This window comes from Campylobacter sp. W0066.2 (assembly GCF_024723515.1).
In the GTDB taxonomy this organism is placed as follows: Bacteria; Campylobacterota; Campylobacteria; order Campylobacterales; family Campylobacteraceae; genus Campylobacter_D.
In genome coordinates this window covers 99,797-123,886 of sequence record NZ_JANQCV010000003.1, presented here as the reverse complement: position 1 = coordinate 123,886, position 24,090 = coordinate 99,797, and the positions used below count along the sequence as shown (strand labels likewise).

The 24,090-nt window shown below is 29.4% G+C and carries 20 protein-coding genes and 1 pseudogene; 10 read left to right on the top strand and 11 right to left on the bottom strand.

What is annotated here, in order from left to right; genetic code table 11:
• Nucleotides 1–25 precede the first annotated feature (25 nt).
• The 7 genes and pseudogenes from CAMP18498_RS02210 to mqnE form a co-directional block, all read right to left on the bottom strand.
• Nucleotides 26–764 (bottom strand): annotated as a pseudogene (locus CAMP18498_RS02210) (pilus assembly FimT family protein).
• Nucleotides 761–1,918 carry a hypothetical protein gene (locus CAMP18498_RS02205; protein ID WP_337197212.1) on the bottom strand — a complete coding sequence of 386 codons (1,158 nt, stop codon included), beginning with the start codon at nucleotides 1,916–1,918 and terminating at the stop codon, nucleotides 761–763. The pseudogene CAMP18498_RS02210 and the gene CAMP18498_RS02205 overlap by 4 nt, the downstream one beginning before the upstream one ends.
• 6 nt (nucleotides 1,919–1,924) lie before the next feature.
• Nucleotides 1,925–2,458, bottom strand: a complete 534-nt coding sequence (locus CAMP18498_RS02200) for a hypothetical protein (protein ID WP_337197210.1) — start codon at nucleotides 2,456–2,458, stop codon at nucleotides 1,925–1,927.
• Between the two features lie 2 nt (nucleotides 2,459–2,460).
• Nucleotides 2,461–4,860 (bottom strand): molybdopterin guanine dinucleotide-containing S/N-oxide reductase, encoded by a 2,400-nt coding sequence (locus CAMP18498_RS02195; RefSeq protein WP_337197208.1) that lies wholly within the window; start codon nucleotides 4,858–4,860, stop codon nucleotides 2,461–2,463.
• Between the two features lie 64 nt (nucleotides 4,861–4,924).
• On the bottom strand, nucleotides 4,925–5,365 hold the full coding sequence (locus tag CAMP18498_RS02190) for a phosphoribosyltransferase (RefSeq protein ID WP_337197207.1): 441 nt from the start codon (nucleotides 5,363–5,365) through the stop codon (nucleotides 4,925–4,927).
• A gap of 9 nt (nucleotides 5,366–5,374) precedes the next feature.
• A complete protein-coding gene (locus CAMP18498_RS02185; protein ID WP_337197206.1) occupies nucleotides 5,375–6,691 on the bottom strand; it encodes an NCS2 family permease in 1,317 nt (438 codons plus the stop codon).
• 8 nt (nucleotides 6,692–6,699) lie between these two features.
• Entirely contained in the window at nucleotides 6,700–7,764 is a 1,065-nt protein-coding gene (mqnE, locus tag CAMP18498_RS02180) for an aminofutalosine synthase MqnE (RefSeq protein WP_258108729.1), read from the bottom strand.
• A gap of 115 nt (nucleotides 7,765–7,879) precedes the next feature.
• Between mqnE and CAMP18498_RS02175 the strand changes: the two genes are divergently transcribed.
• The 5 genes from CAMP18498_RS02175 to CAMP18498_RS02155 all read left to right on the top strand — a co-directional run bounded on the left by CAMP18498_RS02175 (nucleotide 7,880) and on the right by CAMP18498_RS02155 (nucleotide 15,160).
• Complete coding sequence (locus CAMP18498_RS02175) at nucleotides 7,880–10,234, top strand: nucleotidyltransferase (protein ID WP_337197202.1); 2,355 nt, start codon at nucleotides 7,880–7,882, stop codon at nucleotides 10,232–10,234.
• A 3-nt stretch (nucleotides 10,235–10,237) separates the two neighbouring features.
• Nucleotides 10,238–12,037 carry a glutamine--fructose-6-phosphate transaminase (isomerizing) gene (gene glmS, locus CAMP18498_RS02170; protein WP_337197200.1) on the top strand — a complete coding sequence of 600 codons (1,800 nt, stop codon included), beginning with the start codon at nucleotides 10,238–10,240 and terminating at the stop codon, nucleotides 12,035–12,037.
• 128 nt (nucleotides 12,038–12,165) lie between these two features.
• The gene (gene fumC, locus CAMP18498_RS02165; RefSeq protein ID WP_337197198.1) at nucleotides 12,166–13,557 is read left to right on the top strand and encodes a class II fumarate hydratase; all 1,392 of its coding nucleotides are present in this window, start codon (nucleotides 12,166–12,168) and stop codon (nucleotides 13,555–13,557) included.
• A 43-nt stretch (nucleotides 13,558–13,600) separates the two neighbouring features.
• A complete protein-coding gene (locus CAMP18498_RS02160) occupies nucleotides 13,601–13,975 on the top strand; it encodes an HIT family protein (protein ID WP_337197196.1) in 375 nt (124 codons plus the stop codon).
• A gap of 435 nt (nucleotides 13,976–14,410) precedes the next feature.
• The gene (locus tag CAMP18498_RS02155; protein WP_337197194.1) at nucleotides 14,411–15,160 is read left to right on the top strand and encodes a hypothetical protein; all 750 of its coding nucleotides are present in this window, start codon (nucleotides 14,411–14,413) and stop codon (nucleotides 15,158–15,160) included.
• Between the two features lie 564 nt (nucleotides 15,161–15,724).
• On the opposite strand, the gene CAMP18498_RS02150 is transcribed toward CAMP18498_RS02155, so the two are convergent.
• Genes CAMP18498_RS02150 through nadD form a run of 4 tightly spaced genes read right to left on the bottom strand, consistent with a single transcriptional unit; the run spans nucleotide 15,725 to nucleotide 18,849 of the window.
• Nucleotides 15,725–16,699 (bottom strand): tetratricopeptide repeat protein, encoded by a 975-nt coding sequence (locus tag CAMP18498_RS02150; RefSeq protein WP_337197193.1) that lies wholly within the window; start codon nucleotides 16,697–16,699, stop codon nucleotides 15,725–15,727.
• Nucleotides 16,686–17,951 (bottom strand): tetratricopeptide repeat protein, encoded by a 1,266-nt coding sequence (locus tag CAMP18498_RS02145; RefSeq protein WP_337197191.1) that lies wholly within the window; start codon nucleotides 17,949–17,951, stop codon nucleotides 16,686–16,688. Before CAMP18498_RS02145 ends, CAMP18498_RS02150 begins: the two co-directional genes overlap by 14 nt.
• A 9-nt stretch (nucleotides 17,952–17,960) precedes the next feature.
• Nucleotides 17,961–18,290: a ribosome silencing factor gene (gene rsfS / locus CAMP18498_RS02140; protein WP_012661160.1), complete on the bottom strand. Its 330-nt coding sequence runs from the start codon at nucleotides 18,288–18,290 to the stop codon at nucleotides 17,961–17,963.
• Between the two features lie 13 nt (nucleotides 18,291–18,303).
• On the bottom strand, nucleotides 18,304–18,849 hold the full coding sequence (gene nadD / locus CAMP18498_RS02135; protein WP_337197189.1) for a nicotinate (nicotinamide) nucleotide adenylyltransferase: 546 nt from the start codon (nucleotides 18,847–18,849) through the stop codon (nucleotides 18,304–18,306).
• A 59-nt stretch (nucleotides 18,850–18,908) separates the two neighbouring features.
• Here nadD and gap point away from each other — a divergent pair, with 59 nt between their 5' ends.
• The 5 genes from gap (at nucleotide 18,909) to CAMP18498_RS02110 (ending at nucleotide 24,085) form a co-directional block, all read left to right on the top strand.
• Complete coding sequence (gap, locus tag CAMP18498_RS02130; protein WP_337197187.1) at nucleotides 18,909–19,904, top strand: type I glyceraldehyde-3-phosphate dehydrogenase; 996 nt, start codon at nucleotides 18,909–18,911, stop codon at nucleotides 19,902–19,904.
• A 1-nt stretch (nucleotide 19,905) separates the two neighbouring features.
• Nucleotides 19,906–21,108: a phosphoglycerate kinase gene (locus tag CAMP18498_RS02125; RefSeq protein ID WP_337197186.1), complete on the top strand. Its 1,203-nt coding sequence runs from the start codon at nucleotides 19,906–19,908 to the stop codon at nucleotides 21,106–21,108.
• Nucleotides 21,105–21,785: a triose-phosphate isomerase gene (locus tag CAMP18498_RS02120; protein ID WP_337197185.1), complete on the top strand. Its 681-nt coding sequence runs from the start codon at nucleotides 21,105–21,107 to the stop codon at nucleotides 21,783–21,785. The genes CAMP18498_RS02125 and CAMP18498_RS02120 overlap by 4 nt, the downstream gene beginning before the upstream one ends.
• A 3-nt stretch (nucleotides 21,786–21,788) precedes the next feature.
• The gene (locus CAMP18498_RS02115) at nucleotides 21,789–23,423 is read left to right on the top strand and encodes a hydrogenase small subunit (protein ID WP_337197183.1); all 1,635 of its coding nucleotides are present in this window, start codon (nucleotides 21,789–21,791) and stop codon (nucleotides 23,421–23,423) included.
• Between the two features lie 125 nt (nucleotides 23,424–23,548).
• Complete coding sequence (locus tag CAMP18498_RS02110; protein ID WP_337197181.1) at nucleotides 23,549–24,085, top strand: ATP-binding protein; 537 nt, start codon at nucleotides 23,549–23,551, stop codon at nucleotides 24,083–24,085.
• Nucleotides 24,086–24,090: the final 5 nt, after the last annotated feature.

Here is a 24,090-nt window from a genome sequence, read left to right as displayed (position 1 = left end):
TGGAACAATTTATAGTCAATATAATTTATAAAGTATGACAGTAGGTGTTTTTATTATTAAGTGTTATATTTTGTGATTTATTTGAAGAAAATTTAGGGATATAAGCATAGCCACTAATAGGATTTATAACAATACATATATGTTGATTTTGGTTATTAGATAATCTTATAATACAATTATTATTAAAAGAAGCAAGTTTATCATAAACACGTGTAGCATTTTTAAAGGCGTATATAAACGACCATGATCGTCAAAAACTAAACGCGTACTTCCTTTACAAGCACCTTCAAATAAAACTTTAGATATACCATAAGTTTTTTCTATATTGTATTTTAAATTTGCCTTGAAATCATTTTGATTTATCACTCCACTTTGACCTGAGTTCATTAATATATCAGGGTTGATAAGATCAACAGCTATTTCTCTGTCTTTATTAATCATATTTTTACCTATGTTTGCATTACCATCGCCATTTTTGTCTAAAAAAATGGTATAGGTTTGCTCATTATTAGTGGCAGATTTTGAGCGTATAAAATACAGCTGCCATTTAGCCTTAAACCACTCTCGTTTAGCAATGTTAAATTCTTTAGCTCTAAAATCATTTTGCATTAAAGCTAAATGTCTTGTGTATTTAATATCATTTAAAACTTGCTCAGCTCCTAAACGCAAATAATCAGGCTTATAATAAACATAAGCCATAGAAAACAATAAAGATAATATAATCAAACAAAAACTAATTCTATTAAAGTAAAAGCTTGTTTCATTTTATAGAATAATAAACTTTATGCATACCTAAACTAACATAGATCTTACTAGCTTTTTTACTAGAATGAAGCTCTAGCTTACCTTTAGAAATACCATAAAATTTAAGCCTTAAGGCTAATTCTTTATCTTGTGTAAAAATATGCGTAAGATTGCGCTGTTTTAATTTTAGTGCTAATTCTTTGGCTATGTGATAATCATAGGCAAAATGTTTTTTAGGATCTTTCAATAAATAATAAAAACTTTGATTAAAAACAATACCAAGATAAAAAAATAATAAAAATATCAAAGAACATTCTATAAAAATTTTATGTTTTAGGCGTAATTGTGGCATTCTTGAACGATAAGAAGACATTAGATAACGAATTAACAAAGGAGTACAAACCACACAAAAAGGTAAAAAGTCTTCTAAAAAAAGTCTTTGTCTTATGGAAAAAATTAAACAAAAAACAAAAGTACTTGCGCTAATAAACCATAAAAGTGGCTTATCATCTTGTAAAAGAATTCTATAAATAACATAAAAAAAATAAAGAAAAATTAAAGGAGAAAAACAAGCTACAAAAATACCCAAAGTATCCAAAAAATACCCCTTAGGTTTTCCACTTGCATCAAACCCATAAACACTCATTGCAATAGCAAATAAAATCAAAGAGCATATAATAAGTAATTTATCTTTTTTATAAATTGCATAGAAGAAAAAAGACAAGTATAAAATTGCAAAATTTCCATCTACAAAAAGAACTAAAACTAAAAAAATATAAAATAAAAATATTTTCTTGTATTCAAATAATACTAAAATTAAAAGTGTGAAAAATATCACAACGCTTGATTCATTAATAAGTAAAGCACTAGCTACACTACCAGGGAGTAATATAAAAAGTACTACAGAAACAAAAGCATCAAAAGAAGTTTTGGTATATTTTAAAGCTAAAATGTATAATAAAATACAACTTAAAGAGTGCAATAAAACAAAAGGTAGTCTTAACCCAAAGTCATTTTGACCAAAAAGAGTAGTACCAAATCTAGCGATCATAGCAATTAAGCTATGATCATAAAAATAAATTTGTGCTTCATTGTAGCTTATAGATACAGTGCTTATGCCATACAATAAAGCACAAAAATCAAAAAATAAAACGGCTAGCAAATACCTTTTCATTTTTGATTAGTCAAGTTTTACAGGACCATTACTTGCGTGAGATTGTAAAAATCTTAAAATTCTATCTTTTTCTGCGTCAGTAATTTTTGCAAAACCTTGCATAGCAGATAAGTATGCATCCCATTCTTCCATTAAATGTTCTTTTGGTTTATGCGCTGCGTGACAACTTGTACAAGTATCATAATAAGTTAATTCTATCTCATCCCAAGCAAGAATTTCTTGATCGGTTAAATCTTTACTTTTAACTAAAAATTCCATTTCATTGCTTGCATTTTTAGCATTTAAAGTAAGTAAAAGATAAATTCCATCTTTGGTATAAGCAAGGCTTTTTGGATTTGACTCCACAACCTCGCCTTTAACTTTGATTAAAGAATATTCACCCTCTTCTTTTATAAGCTCTACTTTAGAGCCTTCATAAATTTGTCCTACTACTTTTTTACTAGCACTATCTAAAAGATCTATTTTTTCATTAAAAATAAACATATCTTTAGCAAATAAAGCACTAGCTAAAAAAGTCAATACTGATATAATCTTCTTCATTATTAAGCTCCTATAATTTCTGGTGGTGTGGTTGAGTTATAAGGTTTTATAACTTCTTTTAGTTTTTTAATACCCACTAGACAAGTATTTACACTAGTTGCTTGAGCCATAGTTGAAGTTGGTCTTGAGCTTGTTAAAACATTTACATGACCTGCATTACATCTTGGCTTGCTATCGCTTACATCTTCAGGGTCATACCAAGCACCCTCTTGGATACTAATAACCCCTTCCATGATATTATCTGTTACAAAAGCACCTGCTAAAAGTGATCCACGATCATTATATACTTCTACAACTTCTCCATGAGTAATACCAAGCTTTTTAGCATCATTAGTATTAATCATCACAGGCTCTCTACCTTGAATTTTATACAAATCTCTCACCCAAGTATTATCAAGCTGAGAATGCACTCTATATCTTGGATGCGGGCTTACTAAATGGAAAGGATATTTTTTAACTAATTTTTCATTACCTAACCACTCAGCTGGTTCAAACCAAGTTGGATGTGCTTTAAAGTCTTCCAAGTTATATTTTTCAAATTTTGGTGAATAAATTTGAATTTTTCCACTTTCTGTTGCAAGTTTATTTGCTACAGGATCAGCTCTAAATTCAGAGTGTCTTACAAAGTTGTAAGCTTCTTTTGGAGTTTCAAAATGAATAAAACCTTGTTTCCAAAAATCAGCAAATTCCATATAATAAGGACAATCACTTCTGCCATAAAAACCTTCAAGCCATTGTTGTTTAGTTTTACCACCGGTGAATTTTTTATGTTCTCTCTCACCTATTCTTTTTGCTAATTCTTCAAAAATATCATAGTCATTTCTACTTTCAAAATAAGGTTCGATTACTTTTTTCATAGCATAAACATAATCTTGAGAATAAGAACCACCAAAACTAATATCATCTCTTTCTAAAGTTGTAGTTGAAGGTAATACAATATCAGCCATTTTTGCCATAGGTGTCCACCAAGGCTCATGGACGATTAATGTATCAAGTGTTCTTAAAGCCTTAATAAGCTCATTTGTATCCGGATGATGGCCTAATACAGAAGCACCCACTACATACATCATTTTGATTTTTGGATAGGTGATTTCTTTACCTTTAAACTTAACTGTTTTACCAGGATTTAAAATTGCCTCTGAAACTCTACTTGCAGGAATATTAGTATCAAGATTATTTTTACCTTGTGGTAAGCCTACTGGTAATCTTACTCCTGAAAATGCTTGTCCACCACCTGAATAATGCATAGAAAAGCCAAATCCACCGCCAGGTAAGCCTACTTGACCTATCATTGAAGCTAAAACCATTAAAGTCCAATCAGCTTGCTCACCATGATGTGCTCTTTGCATAGCCCAGTTACCTGCTAAGAAAGTTCTATTTTTCACAAAAGTATCTGCTAAGCTTGTGATAACTTTTTCTTCAACGCCGGTAATATTTGCAGCCCAAGCTGGAGTTTTATCAATACCATCAGTTTTTCCAAGCAAATAAGGTAAGAATTTGTCAAAACCATCAGTATATTTTTCAATGAATTTTTTATCGTATTTTCCACTTTTATATAAATAATTCATCATACCAAGCATTAAAGCTACGTCGGTATTTGGACGAATTTTAATCCACTGGGCATTTAAAATCTCTGCTGTTTGGGTGTATTGAGGATCAATAGTAATAAATTTGATATTTGATTTACTGTATTTTTTATAATACTCATCATTACCACGATTTGCAACTTTAAAGTCAATTTGGTTACATTTATAAAGATCAGCTCCCCATAAAACATAAACTTGGGTATTTTCTAAGATAACATCGTGAGAAGTTTGCAAAGAATAAACCTCTAAATCCCCTACTATACTAGCATTAACTTTACCAGCAGCTCCATTACTATACTCTCCATCAGTGCCGATGTGACCACCTAAAGCAGTGTTAAAAAATCTTCCTGCTACTGAGTTACAATTATGCAATAAACCTACATGCCCCCAAGCACCATAACTTGCGTTAAATAAATTTTCAATAGGAGTTTCTTTTAATTTTTGCAATACAAGCTCTAAAGCTTTTTCCCAACTTACTCTTACAAAAGGCTCTTTGCCTCTTAATTTAGGTCTTTTTTTTCCTTCTAAAAAACTTTTTCTAACGCAAGGATACTTTACCCTAGTATCTGAATAAGTTCTATCAATGATAGCATCAGTAATAATAGAAGGATGTTTGTCAGATTGTTGCGGTGTAACTTTTACAAGTTTTCCTTCTGAATTTACTTCAGCCCAAAAAGCACCAAAGTGAGTTGCGTGAGGAATTTTTTTAGTATCATAAAATTTAGTTCCCTCGCTTGCAGCCATCAAAGGATTGACCGAAGCAATCGCTGAAGTAGCAGCAAGTCCTTTTAGAAATTTTCTTCTTGTTAAACTCATAAGACATCCTTTCTTAACAAAATAAAGTCAAAATAATATTATAACATTTGTATTTGATTTAAAGCTAAATTTTAATACTCCAAAAAAAGTCAATCCATTCTTTAGCTTCTTTTATATAAAATTCAGGGATTAGTAATGCTGAAGGTTTATAAAAAACACTTGCTACTTTGAGTTCTAAATGAGGATATTTTTCCATTAAAACTCTTTTGATTTCTATCATAGTTTCACCACTATCTATAATATCATCTACCAAAAGAACTTTTTTATATGAACTAAGATCGGGAATATTAAAAATTTTAATCGTATCTAGCTTTTGAGTATCTTCATAATGAATAGAATTTAAAGAAAACAAGTTTCTATTGCCCATACCTTCTGCTAAAAAATGCCCCAAAGTCATACCACCTCTTGCAATGGCAAGTAACACATCAGGATTAAATTCTTCCTTAATTTTGCGTGTAAAAGGAATAATTTCTTTTTGAAATTCTTCATAAGTATAATAATACATAATCACTTCCTATAAAAATTGTAATAAAAATACTAACAATGAAATCGCACTTAATACAATAATACCAAGGTTGATTTTATCAAATTCTTTTTGCATAATACGCATAAATAAATACGCAATAAATCCAAAAGCAAAACCTGTAGTAATAGAATAAGTCAGCGGCATCATAATAATAATAAAAAACGCACTCACAGCTATTGCTTTATCTTTAAAATTAATATTTGCAACTTCCATAAACATTAAAACTCCAACAAGCACTAAAATAGGATAAATAGAATTTGCAGGAATAGCTTTAAATACTGGCAGTAAAAATAAAGTAAAAACAAAACATATAGCAGTAACCAAAGCTGTAAGCCCTGTCCTACCACCTGCTTCCACTCCTGCTGAACTTTCTACAAAAGCAGTTACAGTAGAAGTTCCAATAACAGCTCCCATAGCCGAACTAGCCGCATCAGCACCTAAGGTTTTACCTAATTTTTTCTCACCTTGCTTTGGATCATCAAAGATTTTTCCTCTTGAGCCTACACCTGTGATTGTACCTACACTATCAAAAAGCTGAGTAACAAAAAAAGTAAGTACTATAGGAATCATACTAAGTTCTAAAGCTCCTTTAATATCAAGCTTACCAAATATAGCACTTAAGCCATTATCTCCACTAATAACTGGTAAAGATAAAAGTTGTTCAGGAAACTTGGCTCCATCAATACCAAAAATCCAAGCACACAAAGCACTCACAAAAACAGCTAGGATAAATGCAGCTTTAATCCTCCAAGCCCAAAAAACAAAAACCAAAAACAAACCAAATAATCCAAAAAGCACTTTAGTGCTTGAAAAATCACCCAAACCTACTAAGGTTGCTTCGCTTTTGGCGATAATCCCCATTTGCACAAGTCCCATAAAGGCTATAAAGGTTCCAATACCTGCTGATATGGTTTTTCTTAAATCATTTGGTATGCTTTTTATCACCCAAATTCTAAAATTAGTAAAAGATAATAAAGTAAAAACAATACCCGATAAAAACACCGTCCCCAAAGCACTTTGCCAAGGAATTTGATAGGTATTACACACACTAAAAGTAAAATACGCATTTAACCCCATACCTACACTCATAGCCACAGGAGTATTAGAGAAAAAAGCACTAAAAGTAGTAGCTATAATGGTTACTAAAGCAGTTGCAACAATTAAAGCTTCTAGCGGCATACCTGAATTACTCATAATATTTGCATTAACCGGTATGATATAAATCATTGCTAAAAAAGTAGCAATACCTGCATAAATTTCAGTTTTTACATCACTATTATGTTCTTTAAGTTTAAAAAAATCCATTTTTATCCTTAGTAAGTTTTTAATTCATTATACAAACTATCTCGTTCTATCGCTATATAACCTGAGCTTTGAATCATTTCTACAAAAGTTTTTAAACTCAAGCCATTTGAACTTTTTGCGCCACCTGCACTTTGTATGCTTTCTTTTTCTATAGTACCATCTAAATCATTTGCGCCAAAATCTTGAGCTACCATAGCTAAATTTATACCCATAGTTGCCCAATAAGCTTTGATATTTTTAATATTATCAAGCACTATCCTTGCAATAGCCAAGGTTTTTAAAATTTCTACCGAACCAAGTGGTTTTTTACCTGTAATAAAACTATTATCTTGTTGCCAAACCAAAGGAATAAAAGCATTAAAACCACCGGTTTGATCTTGAAGATTTCTCAATCTTATCATATGATTAATTCTATTTTCTCTGCTTTCTATATGCCCAAAAAGCATTGTGGCGTTACTTTGTCTACCTTTTTCATGCCAAAGCTTATGAATTTTTAACCAATTTTCACTACTTACTTTACCATGGCAAATTTTTTTTCTAACTTCCTCATCAAAAATTTCAGCCCCACCACCTGGCATAGAATCAACGCCGTATTCAAGCATTTTTTCTATCACTTCTTCATAGCTCATATTAAAAGCCCTGCTCAAAAAATCAATCTCAGCAGCAGTTAGGGCTTTAATATGTAAAAATGGATATTTTTCTTTAATCATTTTAAAAATCTCCAAATACCACTGCCATGAAGTGTTTTTATTATGCGCTGAAACGATATGAATTTCTTTTGTATCTCTTAAAACTGTTTCATCGACTATTTTCATTATCTCTTCGTGGGACATAGTATAAGGATTAGGATTTTTCCTGTGTGCTGAAAAAGCACAAAATTTACAAGTATCTGCGCATATATTTGTAGGGTTAATATGGCGATTGATATTAAAATAAACCTTTTTACCGTGTAAATTAGTTCGAATTCTTTGTGCGTATTTGCCTAAAGTAAAAAGCTCTAAATCCCAAAGTTTATTAGCTTCTTCTTCATTTAATCTTTCTTGTTTTTCTAGTTTTTCTATAATTGTTTGCATATTCTTACCATTTTTTAAATTTAAATTACAATTATAGTTTCTACTTACTTAAAATTTAATACAAAGTATTTTTGGTATGATATTAAAAATCAAAATAAAGGGATTATTATCAAAAATGAATATGCAAAAAATTCAAAATTTAAAAAATTCTTTAAAAGATTATGAAGCTTATTGCTCTAGACTTTTTTTAAAACAAGGCTCATTTAGTTTTTATCACTCTAAAGAAATTGATCGTTTTATAGAAGATGTTTATGAGCTTGTTTTGAATGATTTTTTCGATGATTATTTTCCGCATAATGATAAATTCCCTTTTTGTATTATCGCTATTAAACAATATGCTAAAATGAATTTAAGTATAAAAGAAAATGTTGATTTATTGCTTATTTATAAAGATATAAAAGCTTACAATATCAAGCCTTTAATGAAAGCATTTATTACTTCATTAAATGATATTAATTTAAATATCAATTATCAAATTTGTGAAATAAATGGACTTTACAATATAGCCAAAAATGAGCTAAAACAAAATATTTTACAATATCGTTATATTTGTGGATCTAAGATTTTATTCAAACAAATCAAAGAAAAAATTTCTCAAGCTCAAGATGAATTAAAAGAAGAATTTGCTTTAAAAATCTTGCAAGAATTTAACCCATATCATCAACCTTTAATCAAGCAAGAATTTGACATCAATAAAAATTTTGGCGGTTTAGATGAGCAACTTGATATAGAAAATTTAAGTATTTTGTTTAAAGATTCTCCTAAAAATTATATGCTTAATTTTATCAATGAAAAAGAATTAAGTGAATTTAAACTTGCAAGTGATTTTTTATTTTCACTTAAATGCGCAATGAATCTTTTAGAAGGCAAAAACACTAATTTATTTTTAATACAAAATTCACAAGAACTTGCCAACTTAATGCAAAAAAAAGAAAAGAAAAATTTAGATCTTAAATCCATACTTATTCAAAAAGCTATGCAATGTATGCAAACTTGTGGAATTTATACGCAATTTTTAGCAAGGTGTATCCAAGAAAAACACTATAAAGATAGTAAGCTTTATGAAACACAAGATAGCTTTTGTACTTATTCCAGCGAAAGTAAAAACCTAAGCTTGATATTAAATCAACTTATAAAATTAGATGATAAAGATCATAATTTTGATATTAAACTCATTTTTGCGTTAAAAAGAGCAGAAAATAAAGATGAAAACCTAGAATTATTCAAGAAAATTTTAGAAAGAAAGCATTCTTTTGCTCTTTTAAAACTTCTTGCTGATGCTAATATTTTAAAAGATTTTTGCAAACCTCTTACTCAAAGTAAATTTTTACTCGAAGAAGAAGGTGCTTATAGTGCATTAGATAGAGCATTACTTTGCTTAAAATACTTTGAAGAAAAAAATTACGACTTTAATGAAAATACACTTTTAATAATAAAACTCACCATACTTTTAAGTGCTATTCACGAAGAAAATGAAATTTCTTTAGCAAATATTTACAGGGCTTATGTAGGAAAATTCCAAGTTGATAATGAACTTTTAGATTTTGGCTTAAGATTATATAAAAATTTTAACGCTTTTAAAGACATTATAGAAAAAGAGGATATTTATAATTCTACTATTGTTTTAAATTTTATTTCCAAATTAAATGATACTCATACCTTAAAAACCTTACATCTTTTATCTTTTTGCAATGCTAAAGCTTTGGGTATAGAAAATCATTTTTATTATAAAAGCTTAGAAAGATTGTTTCAAAATGCACTAGAAGGTTTTGAGGATGAGAATTTAATTGATGAGAGTCAAAGAAGGGTAAAAAAAGAACAAACCCTAAAAAGAAGCAAGGCTTTTTTAGATCTTGATGAACAAACTCAAGATAATATCACTCATATTAAATCTAATCTCTTTTTTATAAAAAATAGTTTTGAAAAAATCATTAAAATAGCACAAATTGCACAAAAAGAAAATTTTACTTTTTGGCTTGATAATCAAGATAATTTTACCCTAGAACTTATAATGAATAGAAAAAACAATCTTGAAAATATACTCAATACTTTAAGTTCTTTAAATTTAATCTTTATGAGTTTCTTTGAATTATTTGATGAAAAAGTTTATTTGAAATTTGAATATTCAGATATAGTAAGCGATACTCAAAAGCAAAGTTTAGAAAATTTACTTAATTCTAAATTGCATTTAAAAGCACAAAAAAAGGCAAAAAAACCAAACATTAAAAAAGATGAATTAAAATTAGATATGAATTATTCCAAAAGCTATGCCAAAATAACCTTAAACACAAAAGATCAAAAAGGTTTGATGGCTTATGTGATGGATGTGCTTGCAAGATATGATATTATCTTAAGTGCAGCAAAAATTCAAACCATAAAAGAAAGAACGCGAAATGTTTTGATTTTGCATAAAAATGAAAGCTTGCAAGATCATAAAGATCAAATTCTTAAATCACTAATAAGCGAGTAAAAGATGTGCGGAATAGTAGGGTATATAGGAACCAAAGAAAAGAAAAAAATCATATTAGAAGGCTTAAAAGAGCTTGAATATAGAGGTTATGATAGCGCTGGCATAGCAGTAATGAAAGATGGAGAGTTAGACTTTTTTAAAGCGGTTGGAAAATTAGAAAATTTAGCTAATAAAACTGCTAATTTTAATAGTGATGGCTTTGGACTTGCTATAGGCCATACGCGTTGGGCAACTCATGGAAAACCAACTGAAATAAATGCTCATCCACACTTAGGTCAATACTCTTGTGTAATACATAATGGAATCATAGAAAACTACCAAGAATTAAAAACAAAACTCACACAAGAAGGTATTAATTTTCTAAGTCAAACTGACACTGAAGTTATTGTGCATTTATTTGAATATCATGCAAGTAATTTAGAGCCATTTGAAGCTTTTAAAAAGACTATAGCTGAACTAAAAGGTGCTTTTGCAATTTTACTTGTGAGCAAAAAAGATCCAAATACAATTTATTTTGCTAAAAATGCAGTGCCACTCATCATCGGAAAAAATGGTGATGACAATGAATATTATTTTGCATCAAGTGATGCACCTTTGGTTTCTTTAGTGGATAAAGTAGCTTATCTTGAAGATGGAGATTATGGTTATGTGAATTTAAACGAATGCAAAATTTGCCATGATCAAGCTTGCATACAACCTACTTTTGTGGCTTTAAGCCAAGATAAAAGTTATGCTCAAAAAGATGGTTATAGATTTTTCATGGAAAAAGAAATCTATGAGCAAAGTAGAGTTTTAGGCGAAGTTTTAATGGGACGCTTGCAAGGTGAACAGATTGTTTTTGAAGATATAGATGAAACTCTTTTGCAAAACATAGATGAAATAACACTTTGTGCTTGTGGCACAAGTTATCATGCAGCATTAAGCGGGGCTTATTTGCTTGAAAGACTTGCAAAGATTAAAACTAAAGTTGAAGTAGCAAGTGAATTTAGATACAGAGAAGCCATTATAGGCAAAAATACTCTTTTTATAGTAATCTCTCAAAGTGGTGAAACAGCTGATACACTTGAAGCTTTAAAAATAGCAAAAGCACAAGGAGTTAAAACTTTAGCAATATGTAATGTGGATAATTCTAACATTGTGCGTTTAGCTGATATATCATTACTTACTAGAGCGGGCATTGAAAAAGGTGTGGCTTCAACTAAAGCTTTTGCCACTCAAGTAGCAACTTTATGGATGCTTGCAATCTATCTTGCACAAAAAGCAAATTTGGATATGAGTAAAGAAATCAAAGCTTTAAGAAGCTTGCCAAGTATAGTTAAAGTTGAACAAAACTTACATGAAAAAGTACATAGAATTTCAAAAAGATACCTACATGGCCACGGCTTTTTCTTTATAGGAAGAGATGTATTTTATCCACTAGCATTAGAAGGGGCTTTAAAATTAAAAGAAATTTCATACTTACATGCTGAAGGCTATCCAGCAGGAGAGATGAAACATGGACCTATTGCTCTAGCAGATAGTGAGCTTTTTACTGTTGCGCTAATGCCGCAAAATTGTCTTTATGAAAAAACCAAATCAAATGTAGAAGAATTAGCTGCAAGAGATTCTACTTTGCTTGCTATTTCCCCGCTTAATTTTAATTTAAGCGATGATTTTATAAGAACTTCAAAACAAGAACACTATATGTGTGAATTTTTTGAAATGATGGTGATTTTGCAACTTCTAGCTTTGGAGGTTTCTATAAGACTTGGCAATGATGTAGATATGCCAAGAAATTTAGCAAAAAGTGTTACCGTAGAATAAATATTTTGTGTAGTTTTGAAAAAACTACACTTTTTTAAAAAATTTTATAAATACTTCTTAAATTATAAGCAAACTTTAGGGTTTATTTGGTTTAAATATCATATCTTATTTTATTACAAGGAAGAGCCATGGAATATAGAATCGAACACGATACTATGGGAGAGATTAAAGTTCCTAATGATAAATATTGGGGTGCACAAACTGAAAGAAGTTTTGAAAATTTTAAAATTGGTTGTGAAAAAATGCCAAAAGTTTTAATTTATGCTTTTGCAAATCTTAAAAAATCTTTGGCTTTAGTTAATAATAAACTTGGTAAATTAGACGATGCCAAAAAAAATGCTATTGTGCAAGCTTGCGATGAAATTGCAGCAGGAAAATTTGACGATAATTTCCCACTAGCAATATGGCAAACAGGTTCAGGCACACAAAGCAATATGAATATGAACGAAGTTATAGCAAATCGTGCTACTGAAATTATGGGTGGTGATTTTAGAAAAGAAAAACTTGTTCATCCTAATGATCATGTAAATATGAGCCAAAGCTCAAATGATACTTTTCCAACTGCTATGAGCATAGTTTCAGTAGAGCAAGTAGAAAAAAAACTTATCCCTGCTTTAGATGAGCTTATTGCAACTTTTGAAAAAAAAGTAAAAGAATTTGAAGGGATTATTAAAATAGGAAGAACTCACCTTCAAGATGCTACACCACTTACCCTTGCTCAAGAATTTAGTGGATATCTTTCTATGTTACTTCACTCAAAAGAGCAAATCATCGCTTCTTTACCTACATTAAGAGAACTTGCAATAGGCGGAACAGCTGTTGGCACAGGATTAAATGCTCATCCAGAACTTAGTGAAAAAGTAAGCGAGGAATTAAGCAAGCTTTTAGGTACTAAATTTATTTCAAGTCCAAATAAATTCCATGCACTAACAAGCCATGATGCTATTAATTTTACTCATGGAGCTATGAAAGGCTTAGCTGCAAATTTAATGAAAATAGCAAATGATATTAGATGGTTAGCAAGTGGCCCTAGATGTGGTCTTGGAGAGTTAAACATACCTGAGAACGAACCAGGAAGTTCTATCATGCCAGGTAAGGTTAATCCTACTCAGTGTGAAGCCTTAACTATGGTTGCAGTGCAAGTTATGGGAAATGATGCAGCTATTGGTTTTGCAGCAAGCCAAGGAAATTTCGAGCTTAATGTTTTTAAACCTGTGATTATTTATAATTTTTTACAAAGCCTTGATTTATTAGCTGATGCTATGCATTCATTTAATATCCACTGTGCTGTTGGTATAGAACCAAATAAAGAAAAAATAGATCATAATTTACATAATTCTTTAATGCTAGTGACTGCATTAAATCCACACATTGGCTATGAAAACGCAGCTAAAGTAGCTAAAAATGCTCACAAAAAAGGTATTTCTTTAAAAGAAAGTGCTATGGAGCTTGGCTTGGTAAGCAAAGAAGACTTTGCTAAATTTGTAGATCCTACAAAAATGATAGGACCAAAAAAATAATCAAAAGACTAGGAATAATCCTAGTCTTTTCTTGAGGGTTAGTATGATTTATGAAAATGATTTTTTATTTATAGAAAAAGAAGATTCTCAAATTCCTTGGGTAAAAATTTTTACTAAAGAAAATTACAGAGAATTAAGTGATTGCCCAGCCTTTTTGCAAAATATGCTTTTTCAATATGTTTTAGCTTGTGAATTAAGCCTTAGAGAGTACTATAACCCAGAAAAAATCAACATAGCTTCCTTTGCAAACTATGTACCAAGAGTGCATTTTCATATTATGGCACGTTTTAAAGAAGATGGGTTTTTTCCTGAATGCATGTGGGGAAAACAGCAAAGAGAAATTAAGGATTTAAATTTACCTGACTTTGAAGGATTTATATCAATTTTACTTAACAAAATAAAAAATATTCATGTTTAAAAAATTTATTAATTCTAACTATATAGCTTTATTGAATCATCCACTTGGAGTTATTTTTTATTTATGTTTTTGGTTTTTTGTAGCATTTTTTATGATTCATACCAAACTAGTATTTTTTTACTTTTAACCCTATTTATAATTTTTTGTGAAACATTCACTGAATCAAAAAGCAATTTAATACAAATTTATAAAAGTTTGAAAAATTTATGGATTGGATTTTTTGGGCTAATTTTTTATATATTTTTAAATTTTATTTTTAAAGATGGTATAGAAAATTATTTAATATTTTTTACTAATAATTCTTTGCATATTTCCTTAACAACAGCTCTTATAGCTTTAGTATGTGCAAGAAAATTATATGATTTTAATTATTTTCATCATTTTTTAGCTGCCATTTCTTTTAGTATAAGCTTTTGGTTCATTTTTGGTATATTTTTGGCTATATTTTATGGTTCATTTGATTTTTTATTTAATATTTCTTCAAGCATGTTAGATTCTTGTGTTTTATCATTATGGCTTTGTAGTGCTGGAATTTTTTCTTTATTTTTACTTGGCAATTTTACTTCATACAATTTTCATAAAATTTTTGTTTTTATACTAAATACTTTTAGTATTTTATATATAATCATGCTTTCTACCTATGGTTTAGGAGCATTATTTAATCTTTTAGAAAATCTTAGTATAGTTCATTTATGTCTTTGGTTTGGTAGTTTTTTATTAATTAACCTTTGGATAAATTTATCTTTTTATAAAATCAAAAAATCGTTACTCTATGTCTTTTTTATTGTGGTACTATCACTAAATATTTTCGTATTTTATGCTATTATAATTAGAATTACACAATATAGCTTTACGCCAGAACGCTTAGCAGTATTAGCTTTAAATTTATGGCTTTTGATTGCAAATTATCTAAGCGTGTTTAAACAAAAAATAGCATTAAAATTTTCTTTTTATCTACTTGCATTTATGGCGCTATTTTTAGGATTTTTTGCAAATTACATAAGTTTTTCTTCGCAAAAATACCAATTGCAAAAATTAGAAAGCTCTATACACTCTTTAGAGCTTGACTATATTCAAAGTAAGCAATACTACAATCAAATTAAAAATATCAAAAATACCTTGCATAATCTTAATAAAAATTATAACAACAATTATAGTTTTGATGATTTTTTAAAAAACTTATAATTTAACTCATTTAAAGCCACAAAAGATAGAATTTCACAATATATCCAAAAAATTTCATCCAAAATACTCTAAATTAAAAGAAAATTATGATGAAGTATTATTTGATTTTATTGCTAATTCAAGTGACTTTAAATATTTTATGAAAATTGATAATAATACCTTGTATTTTTTACTTCAAAAAAAGAACTTTTAAAGCTTGAAAATTTTGACAAAATCTTAAAAAATTATCAGAAAAATTCACAATTAAGCTACAAACTTAGCAATAACTCATCTTTGATTTTTATCCCTTTGGAGTTTGACATTAATATAAAAGGTCAAATAACTTTTTTTAAAACTCATATTTTCATTAAAAACACCAAATAGAATTTATTTATGCAAATTTTCAAATCTGCACAAATAATAAATCATACAAAGCTTAATTCCAAATTTGCCACCATTTTTTATTTTGTTGCTTTAATTTTTGCATTAAAATATCTTTACTTTTTAATGCAAACTCATTTTCTTCATCAAGTTTTAATAATTCTTTAATACACTCTAAAGCTTGCTCGTATTCTTTTAGCTCTTCTAAACACTGAATTTTCCCACCAAAGCATCAGTATTTTCTTTTGTTATCTTTAAGCAATCTTCATAACATTGCAATGCATCATGAAAATCACCTAAATTTCTTAAACACTCTGCCTTATAATAATGTGTCCAATTTTGACTATCATCTAATTTTAAAGCCATATTAAGATATTTTATAGCCTCTTTAAAATCTTGCAAATATACTTTAACTGCACCCATAAAATGATAACACTCATATGATTTTGGTTCAAGATCACTTGCTTTTTTTGCCACTTCAAAGCTTTCATCATATTTTCCTAAAAAGCTTAAAATTTGTGCTTTTTCTATCCAATACTCCCCAATATCATCAATTATTTTTAAGCATTCATTGATATCTTTTAAAGCTTCATTGTATTTTTCAAGATTTCTTTTACATTTTGCTCTATGAAAATATGATTCATCATCATCTTCGTTACTTAAAATCACGCTATCATAACATTTTATAGCTTCTTCAAACATATAAAGATCTTCATAACAAAGTCCTTTATAATACTTTGCGCCATTATGATTTTTATCAATTTTTAAAGCCTTATTTAAGTCTTCTATAGCTTCTTCTTCTAAGCTTAAATTATATTTAGCAATTCCTCGCCAAAAATAAAGCTTAAAATTATTTTTATCCACCTTGTGTGCTGCATTACAATAAGCTATTAATTCCTCATATGATTCAAGCTCTTTTGCACAATATGCCCTTTCAAATAATACATCTTTTAAATCAATATAATCTTTATATGTTTTTATAAGCTCATTGTATTCATCCATAGCTTCTTGAAATCTTTCAAGTCTACTTTTAATCCAAGCTCTTTGAGAAAGGGAATTAGCATAATCTTGAATATTATTTTGCTTTTTATAATATTTAACAGCTAGTTCACTATCTTCTAAAGCTTCCTCATATTTTTCAAGATCAGATTTTAAATAAGCCCTATTAAAAAAATACATCAGGATATTCTCTTTGATATTTCAGAGCTTTTTCATAACTTATCAAAGCTTCATCGTATTTATCTATCTCGTATAAGCTATTACCTAAATGATAAAAACCATAAGGAACTGCGTGTTCAAGTTCTGCTAATTCTGATGGAGTAAAATCATGCTTTCTTGCTCTTTCTTGATAATATTTAGCTGCTAAATGAAAATCCTCTATAGCCTCTTCAATCATTTTTAAATTAATTTTAGTATTACCTCTATTAATGTAAGCTTGAGCATATTCTTCATAAAGCTCAATTGTTTTATCATAATACTTCAAAGCTTGCTCATAATCTTCTAAATCATACAAAACCCTAGCCAATGCAAAACATGGATATTGTAAATTTTCATCTAATTCGATTGATTTTTTAAAGGCATCTATTGATAATTCTATCTTTTCTAAGTCTTTATAAATATATCCCAAAATTAAGTACGCCATTGCATTTTCATTGTCTAGTTCAATAGATTTTAAGCAATCTTGCAAAGCTCCCTCTAAATCATCAACCTTGCGTTTATTATTAGCCCTTTTATAATACGCATCAGCAAAACTCTCATCTTGCTCAATCATCTTAGTAAAAAATTCTATAGCTTTTTGATAATCTTCTAAATTCTCATAAGCTACCCCTTGATAATAAAAAATCTGCGAGGATTCAAAGCCTAAATCTTGGGATTTTTTAAAATCAATCAGAGCTTGTTTTGGATCAACACTAAGCAGAGCAATAGCTCTAGTATAATAAGCTATATAATATTCTGGAGCTAAATCAATACAAATTTGCAAATCTTTTAAAGCTTTTGCATGTTCATCTAAAAGTATATAAACCCTAGCTCTGTTAAAATATGCTAAATAATATGCATTATCTAGCGCTATAGTTTTATTAAAAGCTAAAAGCGCTTCTTGTAATAAATCTAACTTAAAATTACACAAGCCCAAAAGATTAAACAAAAATACATTACTAGAATCAAATTCTATAGCTATAGTTGCATCTTCAAGCGCTTCTTGAAATTTTAAGCAATTAAATCTACAAAACGCTCTATTATGATAAGCCTCTAAAAGCAAACGCTCTTTATCCTCATCATCTATAAAAATCACTTTACCATCTTGAGCAAGCGTAACTTCACCTTTACAAAAAGCTATAAGCTCACTTAAAACTTCATCACATTTTTCAAATTCTGAATTTTCAAAATATTCTTTAGCTAAATCTGATAACTCAGTAATTAAATTATCCAATTTTATTTCCTAGTTTTGATTTTCTTTGTTTAAACTTTTTAAAAATTCTTCTATATTATATTTTGCTCTATAAGTTTCACTCATTAAGTGAATTAAAATATCTCCCAAATCAAGCACAGTCCATTCTTCACTACTTTCTATATTTAAAAACTCCTCACCCTTGCTTTTAAGATTAGTTTTTAAATCATCAATCAAAGAAAGCGCATGTCTTTCCCCCATAGTGGTAGCAATCACTACAAATTTAACAAAATAATCTTTATCTTGCATATCAAAAGTTTCTATTAAATCTGCTTTTTTATCATCTAAAATTTGCACTATATTATTAATTCTTTCTTGCATTATTTTCCTTTTGTTAAATATTTTTAAATTTAGAATAATAAAGCTTAACTTCTTCTTTGATTTGCTCACAAACTTGTGATGTTTGCAAGGTTTGTCTTATAAAAGAAGAAGAAATATCTACTTTAATATCTAAGGTTTTAAAATGTTTTGGTATAAAAATACCATCTCTTTTAGCTACAACAAATTCTACCAAATTTTGCAATCTTTCAAATTCATGCCATTTTTCAAGACTTTGTAAATGATCAGCTCCCAAAATAAGATAAAATTTAGAAATTTCATATTGTTTGTACAAAAAATCAACACTTTCTATACTAGGCACAGGTCTTTGTTTTTTTATTTCAAAATCACAAATTTCAACTTTTTCTAAACCTCCCCAAATCATCTCACACCATTTTAAGCGCCTTTGTTCATTTGCGGTAAATTCTTGCTTAAAGGGGCTAATAAAAGTTGGCATAATAATGAGTTTATCAAGCTCTAAATTTGCTAGTGCATTAAAGACTATAGCATTATGCCCTAAATGGGGTGGATCAAAACTGCCACCAAAAAGTGCGATTTTCATTAAAATTTAACCTTTTTTTAGTAGAATTTTACCTACTTAATCATAAAAAGGAAATGAAAATGGCTGTAAAAGTTGCAATAAATGGTTTTGGACGCATTGGAAGATGTGTTGCAAGAATTATTATGAAGCGCGATGATATCGAACTTGTAGCGATTAATGATACTACTGATATAGAGCTTACTAAATATCTTTTTAAATATGACACCGTTCATGGGGTATATGATGGTAGTGTTGAAAATGATGGTGATGATTTAATAATTGATAATAAAAAAATAAAAGTCTTAAAAAGTAGAAATGTAGCTGATTTAGACTTTGCAAAATATGGCGCACAAATTGTTTTAGAATGTACTGGCGCACACTTAACTATGGAAAAATGTCAAGGATTTTTAGATCATGGGATGCAAAAAGTTATCATGAGCGCACCTGCAAAAGATAAAACTCCAACTTATGTTTTAGGGGTAAATGCTCACGAATACAAAGGCGAAAACATTATCTCAAATGCAAGTTGTACTACTAACTGTTTAGGTCCAATTTGTAGAGTTTTACAAGATAATTTTGGCATAGAAAAAGGTTTAATGACAACCATTCATGCATATACAAACGGACAAAGCATTATTGATGCAAAAGCAAGAGATAAAAGAAGATCACGCGCTGCTGCACAAAATATCATCCCTACTTCAACTGGTGCAGCAAAAGCTATGAAGCTTGTTATGCCTGAACTTGATGGAAAATTACATGGTCAAAGCATGCGTGTACCTGTAGCTGATGTGTCAACTGTGGATTTAACTGCAACTTTAAAGAAAAAAGTAAATAAAGAAGAAATCAACGAAGCCTTTAGAAAAGCAGCTGCTAGCAATTTAAAAGGTATATTATTAGTTGATGATGAAGAAAGAGTTTCAAGTGATTTTATAACTTGCTCTTATGGTGCAATTGTAGCAAGTGATTTAACTCAAGTAATTTGTGATGATTTTGTTAAAGTGGTTGCTTGGTATGATAATGAATGGGGATATTCTTCTCGTTTAGTAGATATGGCAGTATTTGTGGCAAAGGCTTAAGATGAGTAGTATTTTATCGATTAAAGATATTGATCTTGCAAAGAAAAAAGTATTTATAAGATGTGATTTTAATGTTCCTCAAGATGAATTTTTAAATATTACCGATGATCGCCGTATTCGCTCGGCTATCCCTACCATAAGATATTGTTTAGACAATGGTTGTGCAGTTATTTTGGCTTCACATTTAGGACGCCCAAAAGAAATAGCTTCAAAATACTCTTTAGAACCGGTTGCAAAAAGACTTGCGCGTTTAATGACTAAAGAAGTCATTATGGCTAAAGATGTTATAGGTGAAGATGCAAAGAAAAAAGCTAGCGAATTAAAATCAAGCGAAATCTTACTTTTGGAAAATTTACGCTTTGAAAAGGGTGAAACTAAGAATGATGAAAACTTAGCTAAAGAACTTGCTTCTATGGCTGATGTTTATATTAATGATGCTTTTGGGGTTTGCCATAGAGCTCATGCTAGCGTTGAAGCTATTACAAAATACTTTGATAATGCAAACAAAGGTGCAGGATTTTTACTCCAAAAAGAAATCGAGTTTGCAAACAATCTTATCAAACATCCTGCGCGTCCTTTTGTAGCTGTAGTAGGTGGTTCTAAAGTAAGTGGGAAATTGCAAGCTTTAACTAACTTACTTCCAAAAGTAGATAAGCTCATCATAGGTGGTGGTATGGCCTTTACTTTCTTAAAAGCTCAAGGTTATGATATAGGAAATTCTCTTTTAGAAGAAGATTTAATAGAAGAAGCAAATAAAATCTTACTCAAAGGTAAAAATCTAGGTGTAAAAATTTATCTTCCTGTGGATGTTACAGCAGCACAAACTTGCTCTCAAGAAGCAGTGATGAAATACACTCCTGTACAAGAAATTCCTGCGGGTTGGATGGGACTTGATATAGGTCCTGCTAGTGTAAGATTGTTTAAAGAAGCACTTTCTGATGCTCAAACTATATGGTGGAATGGACCTATGGGGGTTTTTGAAATTGATAAATTCTCAAAAGGTAGTATTAAAATGAGCCATTATATTAGCGAATCTCATGCGATAACTGTAATAGGTGGTGGTGATACTGCTGATGTTGTAGCAAGAGCAGGTGATGCTGATGAGATGACTTTTATTTCAACCGGCGGTGGAGCATCATTAGAACTTATAGAAGGAAAAGAACTTCCTGGTGTAAAACCTTTAACCATAAAGGATAGTGAATGATTTTTGCAGCAAATTTAAAGTGCAATCATACAAGATCAAGCTTTGAACTTTATGCTCAAGAATTAAACCAAAACTTAAACAAAGAAGATGAAATTTTCATCTTCCCTCCTAGTATAGCTTTTTTAAAAGACAATTTTTCATTTCAACAAGGCGCGCAGAATTTCTACCCTTGTGAAAATGGAGCCTATACTGGAGAAATAGGTAAAATTCACTTAGAAGAATTTAACATCAAGAGTGTTTTAATCGGTCATTCTGAAAGAAGAGCTTTAAGTGAAGATGAAAGCTTTTTAAAGGCTAAATTTGATTTTGCAAAAAATCTTGATTTTAATATCATTTATTGCATAGGCGAAAGTTTAGAAACTAAGAACGCTAACAAAAGTTTGGATTTTTTAAAAAAGCAAATTGAAAATATTGACTTATCTTATAAAAAACTTATTATAGCTTATGAGCCTATTTATTCTATAGGCACTGGAATAAGTGCTAATCTTGATGATATCAACACCATACTTAATTTTTTAAGAGAATTTAGCGAAGCTAAACTTTTATATGGTGGAAGTGTTAATCAAAGCAATATTAAAGAAATTTGTGCTTTAAGAAATTGTGATGGAGTGTTAATAGGTTCAGCTGCATTAAATGCAAATGATTTTTTAAATATGATACAAATAGCTAAAGGTTAAAAAATGTCTTTAAGCAATGAAGAATTAAAAAGTATATTAGAGCATAAAATCGCTCTATTAGAAAACTCACACAAAGAAGAAAAAAATATCTCATTAGAAACTGTAAATTCCATCATTAAAATTTTAGGTTTACCAAATGATTTTAGCCCTTTGGCGCATAGATATTTTCAACTTCACACCCCGCCTAGTCTTATATGGCTTCATTTAAGCGAATGTACAGGGTGTAGTGAAAGTTTGCTTAGAACTTCATTGCCTGACTTTTTGGATTTAATTTTTGATTTTATTTCCTTAGAGTATCATGAGACCTTTATGAGCGCAAGCGGACACCAAGCAGAATCGCATCTAGAAGAAGTTTTAGAAAAAAAAGATTTTCTTTTAGCTGTTGAAGGTGGGGTTTGTGCTATAGATCCTTTTTATCTAACTATAGGAGCACATGGTGAAAATGGATATGAAATTTTACAAAAATGTGCTAAAAATGCTAAAACAATCTTTGCTATGGGAACTTGCTCAAGCTATGGAGGAATTCAAGCTGCACATCCAAATCCTACCAAAAGCATAGGAATTTCTAAAGTCTTAGAAGAAAAAGTAATCAATATACCAGGTTGCCCTCCAAGTGATGTAAATATCATCGCAGCACTTTGTTTTTATATATTATTTGAACAAGATATGGCTTTAGATGAGCAAAATAGACCTTTAGCCTTTTACGGCAAATGCTTGCATGATTTATGTGAAAGAAAAGCTAAATTTGAAGCAGGAAATTTTGCTCAAAGTTTTGATGATGAAAATATAAAACAAGGCTATTGTCTTTTTAAAGTAGGTTGCAAAGGACCTTATGCTTATAATAATTGTCCTAAGGTTAAATTTAATTCTAAAACCTCTTGGCCAGTAGCCGCAGGACACGGTTGCATTGCTTGTAGTGAAGAAAATTTTTGGGATGATTTTGGTTTTTATGAAAAACCTATGAGTAATGAATTTGCTTATAATGATTTTTCTATTATATTAGATGATAAAATAATTCATAATAGTTCTAACAATGAGCTTGATTCAGATAATATCTTACTGGATTTAGAAAGCGAAATTAGTGGGATTTTTTATCAAAATGATGCAAAGATTAATTTTTTAGATTTTAGTTTTGAAGCTAATCCTAAAGTTTTTTTAAATAATTTTGCAAAAACCAAAATGGCTATGACTTTAGCGCAAAATTATCAAGAGCAATTTAAAACATATTATGATTTTATACAAGAAAATTATGGTGATGAAAGCAAAATTAGTAATAATATCTTAGATTTATTTTATTTTATCTATCCATTTATTAGCGGAAAAAAATTAAACCATCTAGATGAGTTTTTAGATCTTGCTTTAGCTTATAAGTTTAAACATCCTAGCAAATTTGATTTTAAAACCACAATTAATGAACAAGCAAAGCTTGATGTTTCTAAATCTATGCGTATGCCTTTGATTTATATTTTAGGTGGCTTAGATAAAGAAGCTATTGCTTTTGGGTTGATTTTTTCTTTAAAAGAACATTTAAAACAAGCTTTAAAAGCATGCAAAAAAACACACAATAAAAAGCAAATTTTAATATGTGCAAAAAATGAAAAATTATTAAAATTATTTTGGGATTTAACGAGCATTTAAAGACTTAATGTTAAAATATTTATCTCCCTAATATTTGAAATTTGCAAAGTATAAAAACTTTGCAAATTTGTTTAAGATTGAGTTATTTTGACGATATAGCTTTATCTTGACTTGAAAGGAATGTTATGCAAATTTCTAGCTACAATTCTCAAAATTTTTCTATGAATATTAAAACAAAAAATGGTAACCATCTTTCTTTTTCTATGTATGATAAAAAAGAGGCAAAATTAGACAAAGATGACAACTCAGCTTCTTTAAGTCTTAGAAATCAATTTGGTTTTTCATTCTCATATAATGGAACCAAACTTTCACAAGAAGAAATTGAAGAAATAAAAGAAGCAGTAGCTAAAGTACAACCTCAAATCGATGAATTTATGAAAAACTCAAGAGTTGGAACCTTAAAACCAAAAGAGCTTATCACCACTGCAATGAAAATCGGCAATGCTTTACCTGAAGCAAAAAATGAAGAACATAAAAAAGCTACTTTACATGAGTTATTTAATACCATGGATAAGAGTTTAAACAAAGAAATGAATAAAACTGATCTTGAAGATATTAAAAAACAAATTTTTCAAGATAGTGCTAAATTATTAGAAGAAATTTGGGAACAATATAACAAGCAAAAAGAAGAAGATAATAAAGAATTTGGATTTTATGCTTAAAGAGG

Coding starts and splice junctions, on each gene's coding strand:
- CAMP18498_RS02205 (WP_337197212.1), bottom strand. CDS start 1,918: ATGAAAAGGTATTTGCTAGCCGTTTTATTTTTTGATTTTTGTGCTTTA.
- CAMP18498_RS02200 (WP_337197210.1), bottom strand. CDS start 2,458: ATGAAGAAGATTATATCAGTATTGACTTTTTTAGCTAGTGCTTTATTT.
- CAMP18498_RS02195 (WP_337197208.1), bottom strand. CDS start 4,860: ATGAGTTTAACAAGAAGAAAATTTCTAAAAGGACTTGCTGCTACTTCA.
- CAMP18498_RS02190 (WP_337197207.1), bottom strand. CDS start 5,365: ATGTATTATTATACTTATGAAGAATTTCAAAAAGAAATTATTCCTTTT.
- CAMP18498_RS02185 (WP_337197206.1), bottom strand. CDS start 6,691: ATGGATTTTTTTAAACTTAAAGAACATAATAGTGATGTAAAAACTGAA.
- mqnE (WP_258108729.1), bottom strand. CDS start 7,764: ATGCAAACAATTATAGAAAAACTAGAAAAACAAGAAAGATTAAATGAA.
- CAMP18498_RS02175 (WP_337197202.1), top strand. CDS start 7,880: ATGAATATGCAAAAAATTCAAAATTTAAAAAATTCTTTAAAAGATTAT.
- glmS (WP_337197200.1), top strand. CDS start 10,238: ATGTGCGGAATAGTAGGGTATATAGGAACCAAAGAAAAGAAAAAAATC.
- fumC (WP_337197198.1), top strand. CDS start 12,166: ATGGAATATAGAATCGAACACGATACTATGGGAGAGATTAAAGTTCCT.
- CAMP18498_RS02160 (WP_337197196.1), top strand. CDS start 13,601: ATGATTTATGAAAATGATTTTTTATTTATAGAAAAAGAAGATTCTCAA.
- CAMP18498_RS02150 (WP_337197193.1), bottom strand. CDS start 16,699: ATGTATTTTTTTAATAGGGCTTATTTAAAATCTGATCTTGAAAAATAT.
- rsfS (WP_012661160.1), bottom strand. CDS start 18,290: ATGCAAGAAAGAATTAATAATATAGTGCAAATTTTAGATGATAAAAAA.
- nadD (WP_337197189.1), bottom strand. CDS start 18,849: ATGAAAATCGCACTTTTTGGTGGCAGTTTTGATCCACCCCATTTAGGG.
- gap (WP_337197187.1), top strand. CDS start 18,909: ATGGCTGTAAAAGTTGCAATAAATGGTTTTGGACGCATTGGAAGATGT.
- CAMP18498_RS02125 (WP_337197186.1), top strand. CDS start 19,906: ATGAGTAGTATTTTATCGATTAAAGATATTGATCTTGCAAAGAAAAAA.
- CAMP18498_RS02120 (WP_337197185.1), top strand. CDS start 21,105: ATGATTTTTGCAGCAAATTTAAAGTGCAATCATACAAGATCAAGCTTT.
- CAMP18498_RS02115 (WP_337197183.1), top strand. CDS start 21,789: ATGTCTTTAAGCAATGAAGAATTAAAAAGTATATTAGAGCATAAAATC.
- CAMP18498_RS02110 (WP_337197181.1), top strand. CDS start 23,549: ATGCAAATTTCTAGCTACAATTCTCAAAATTTTTCTATGAATATTAAA.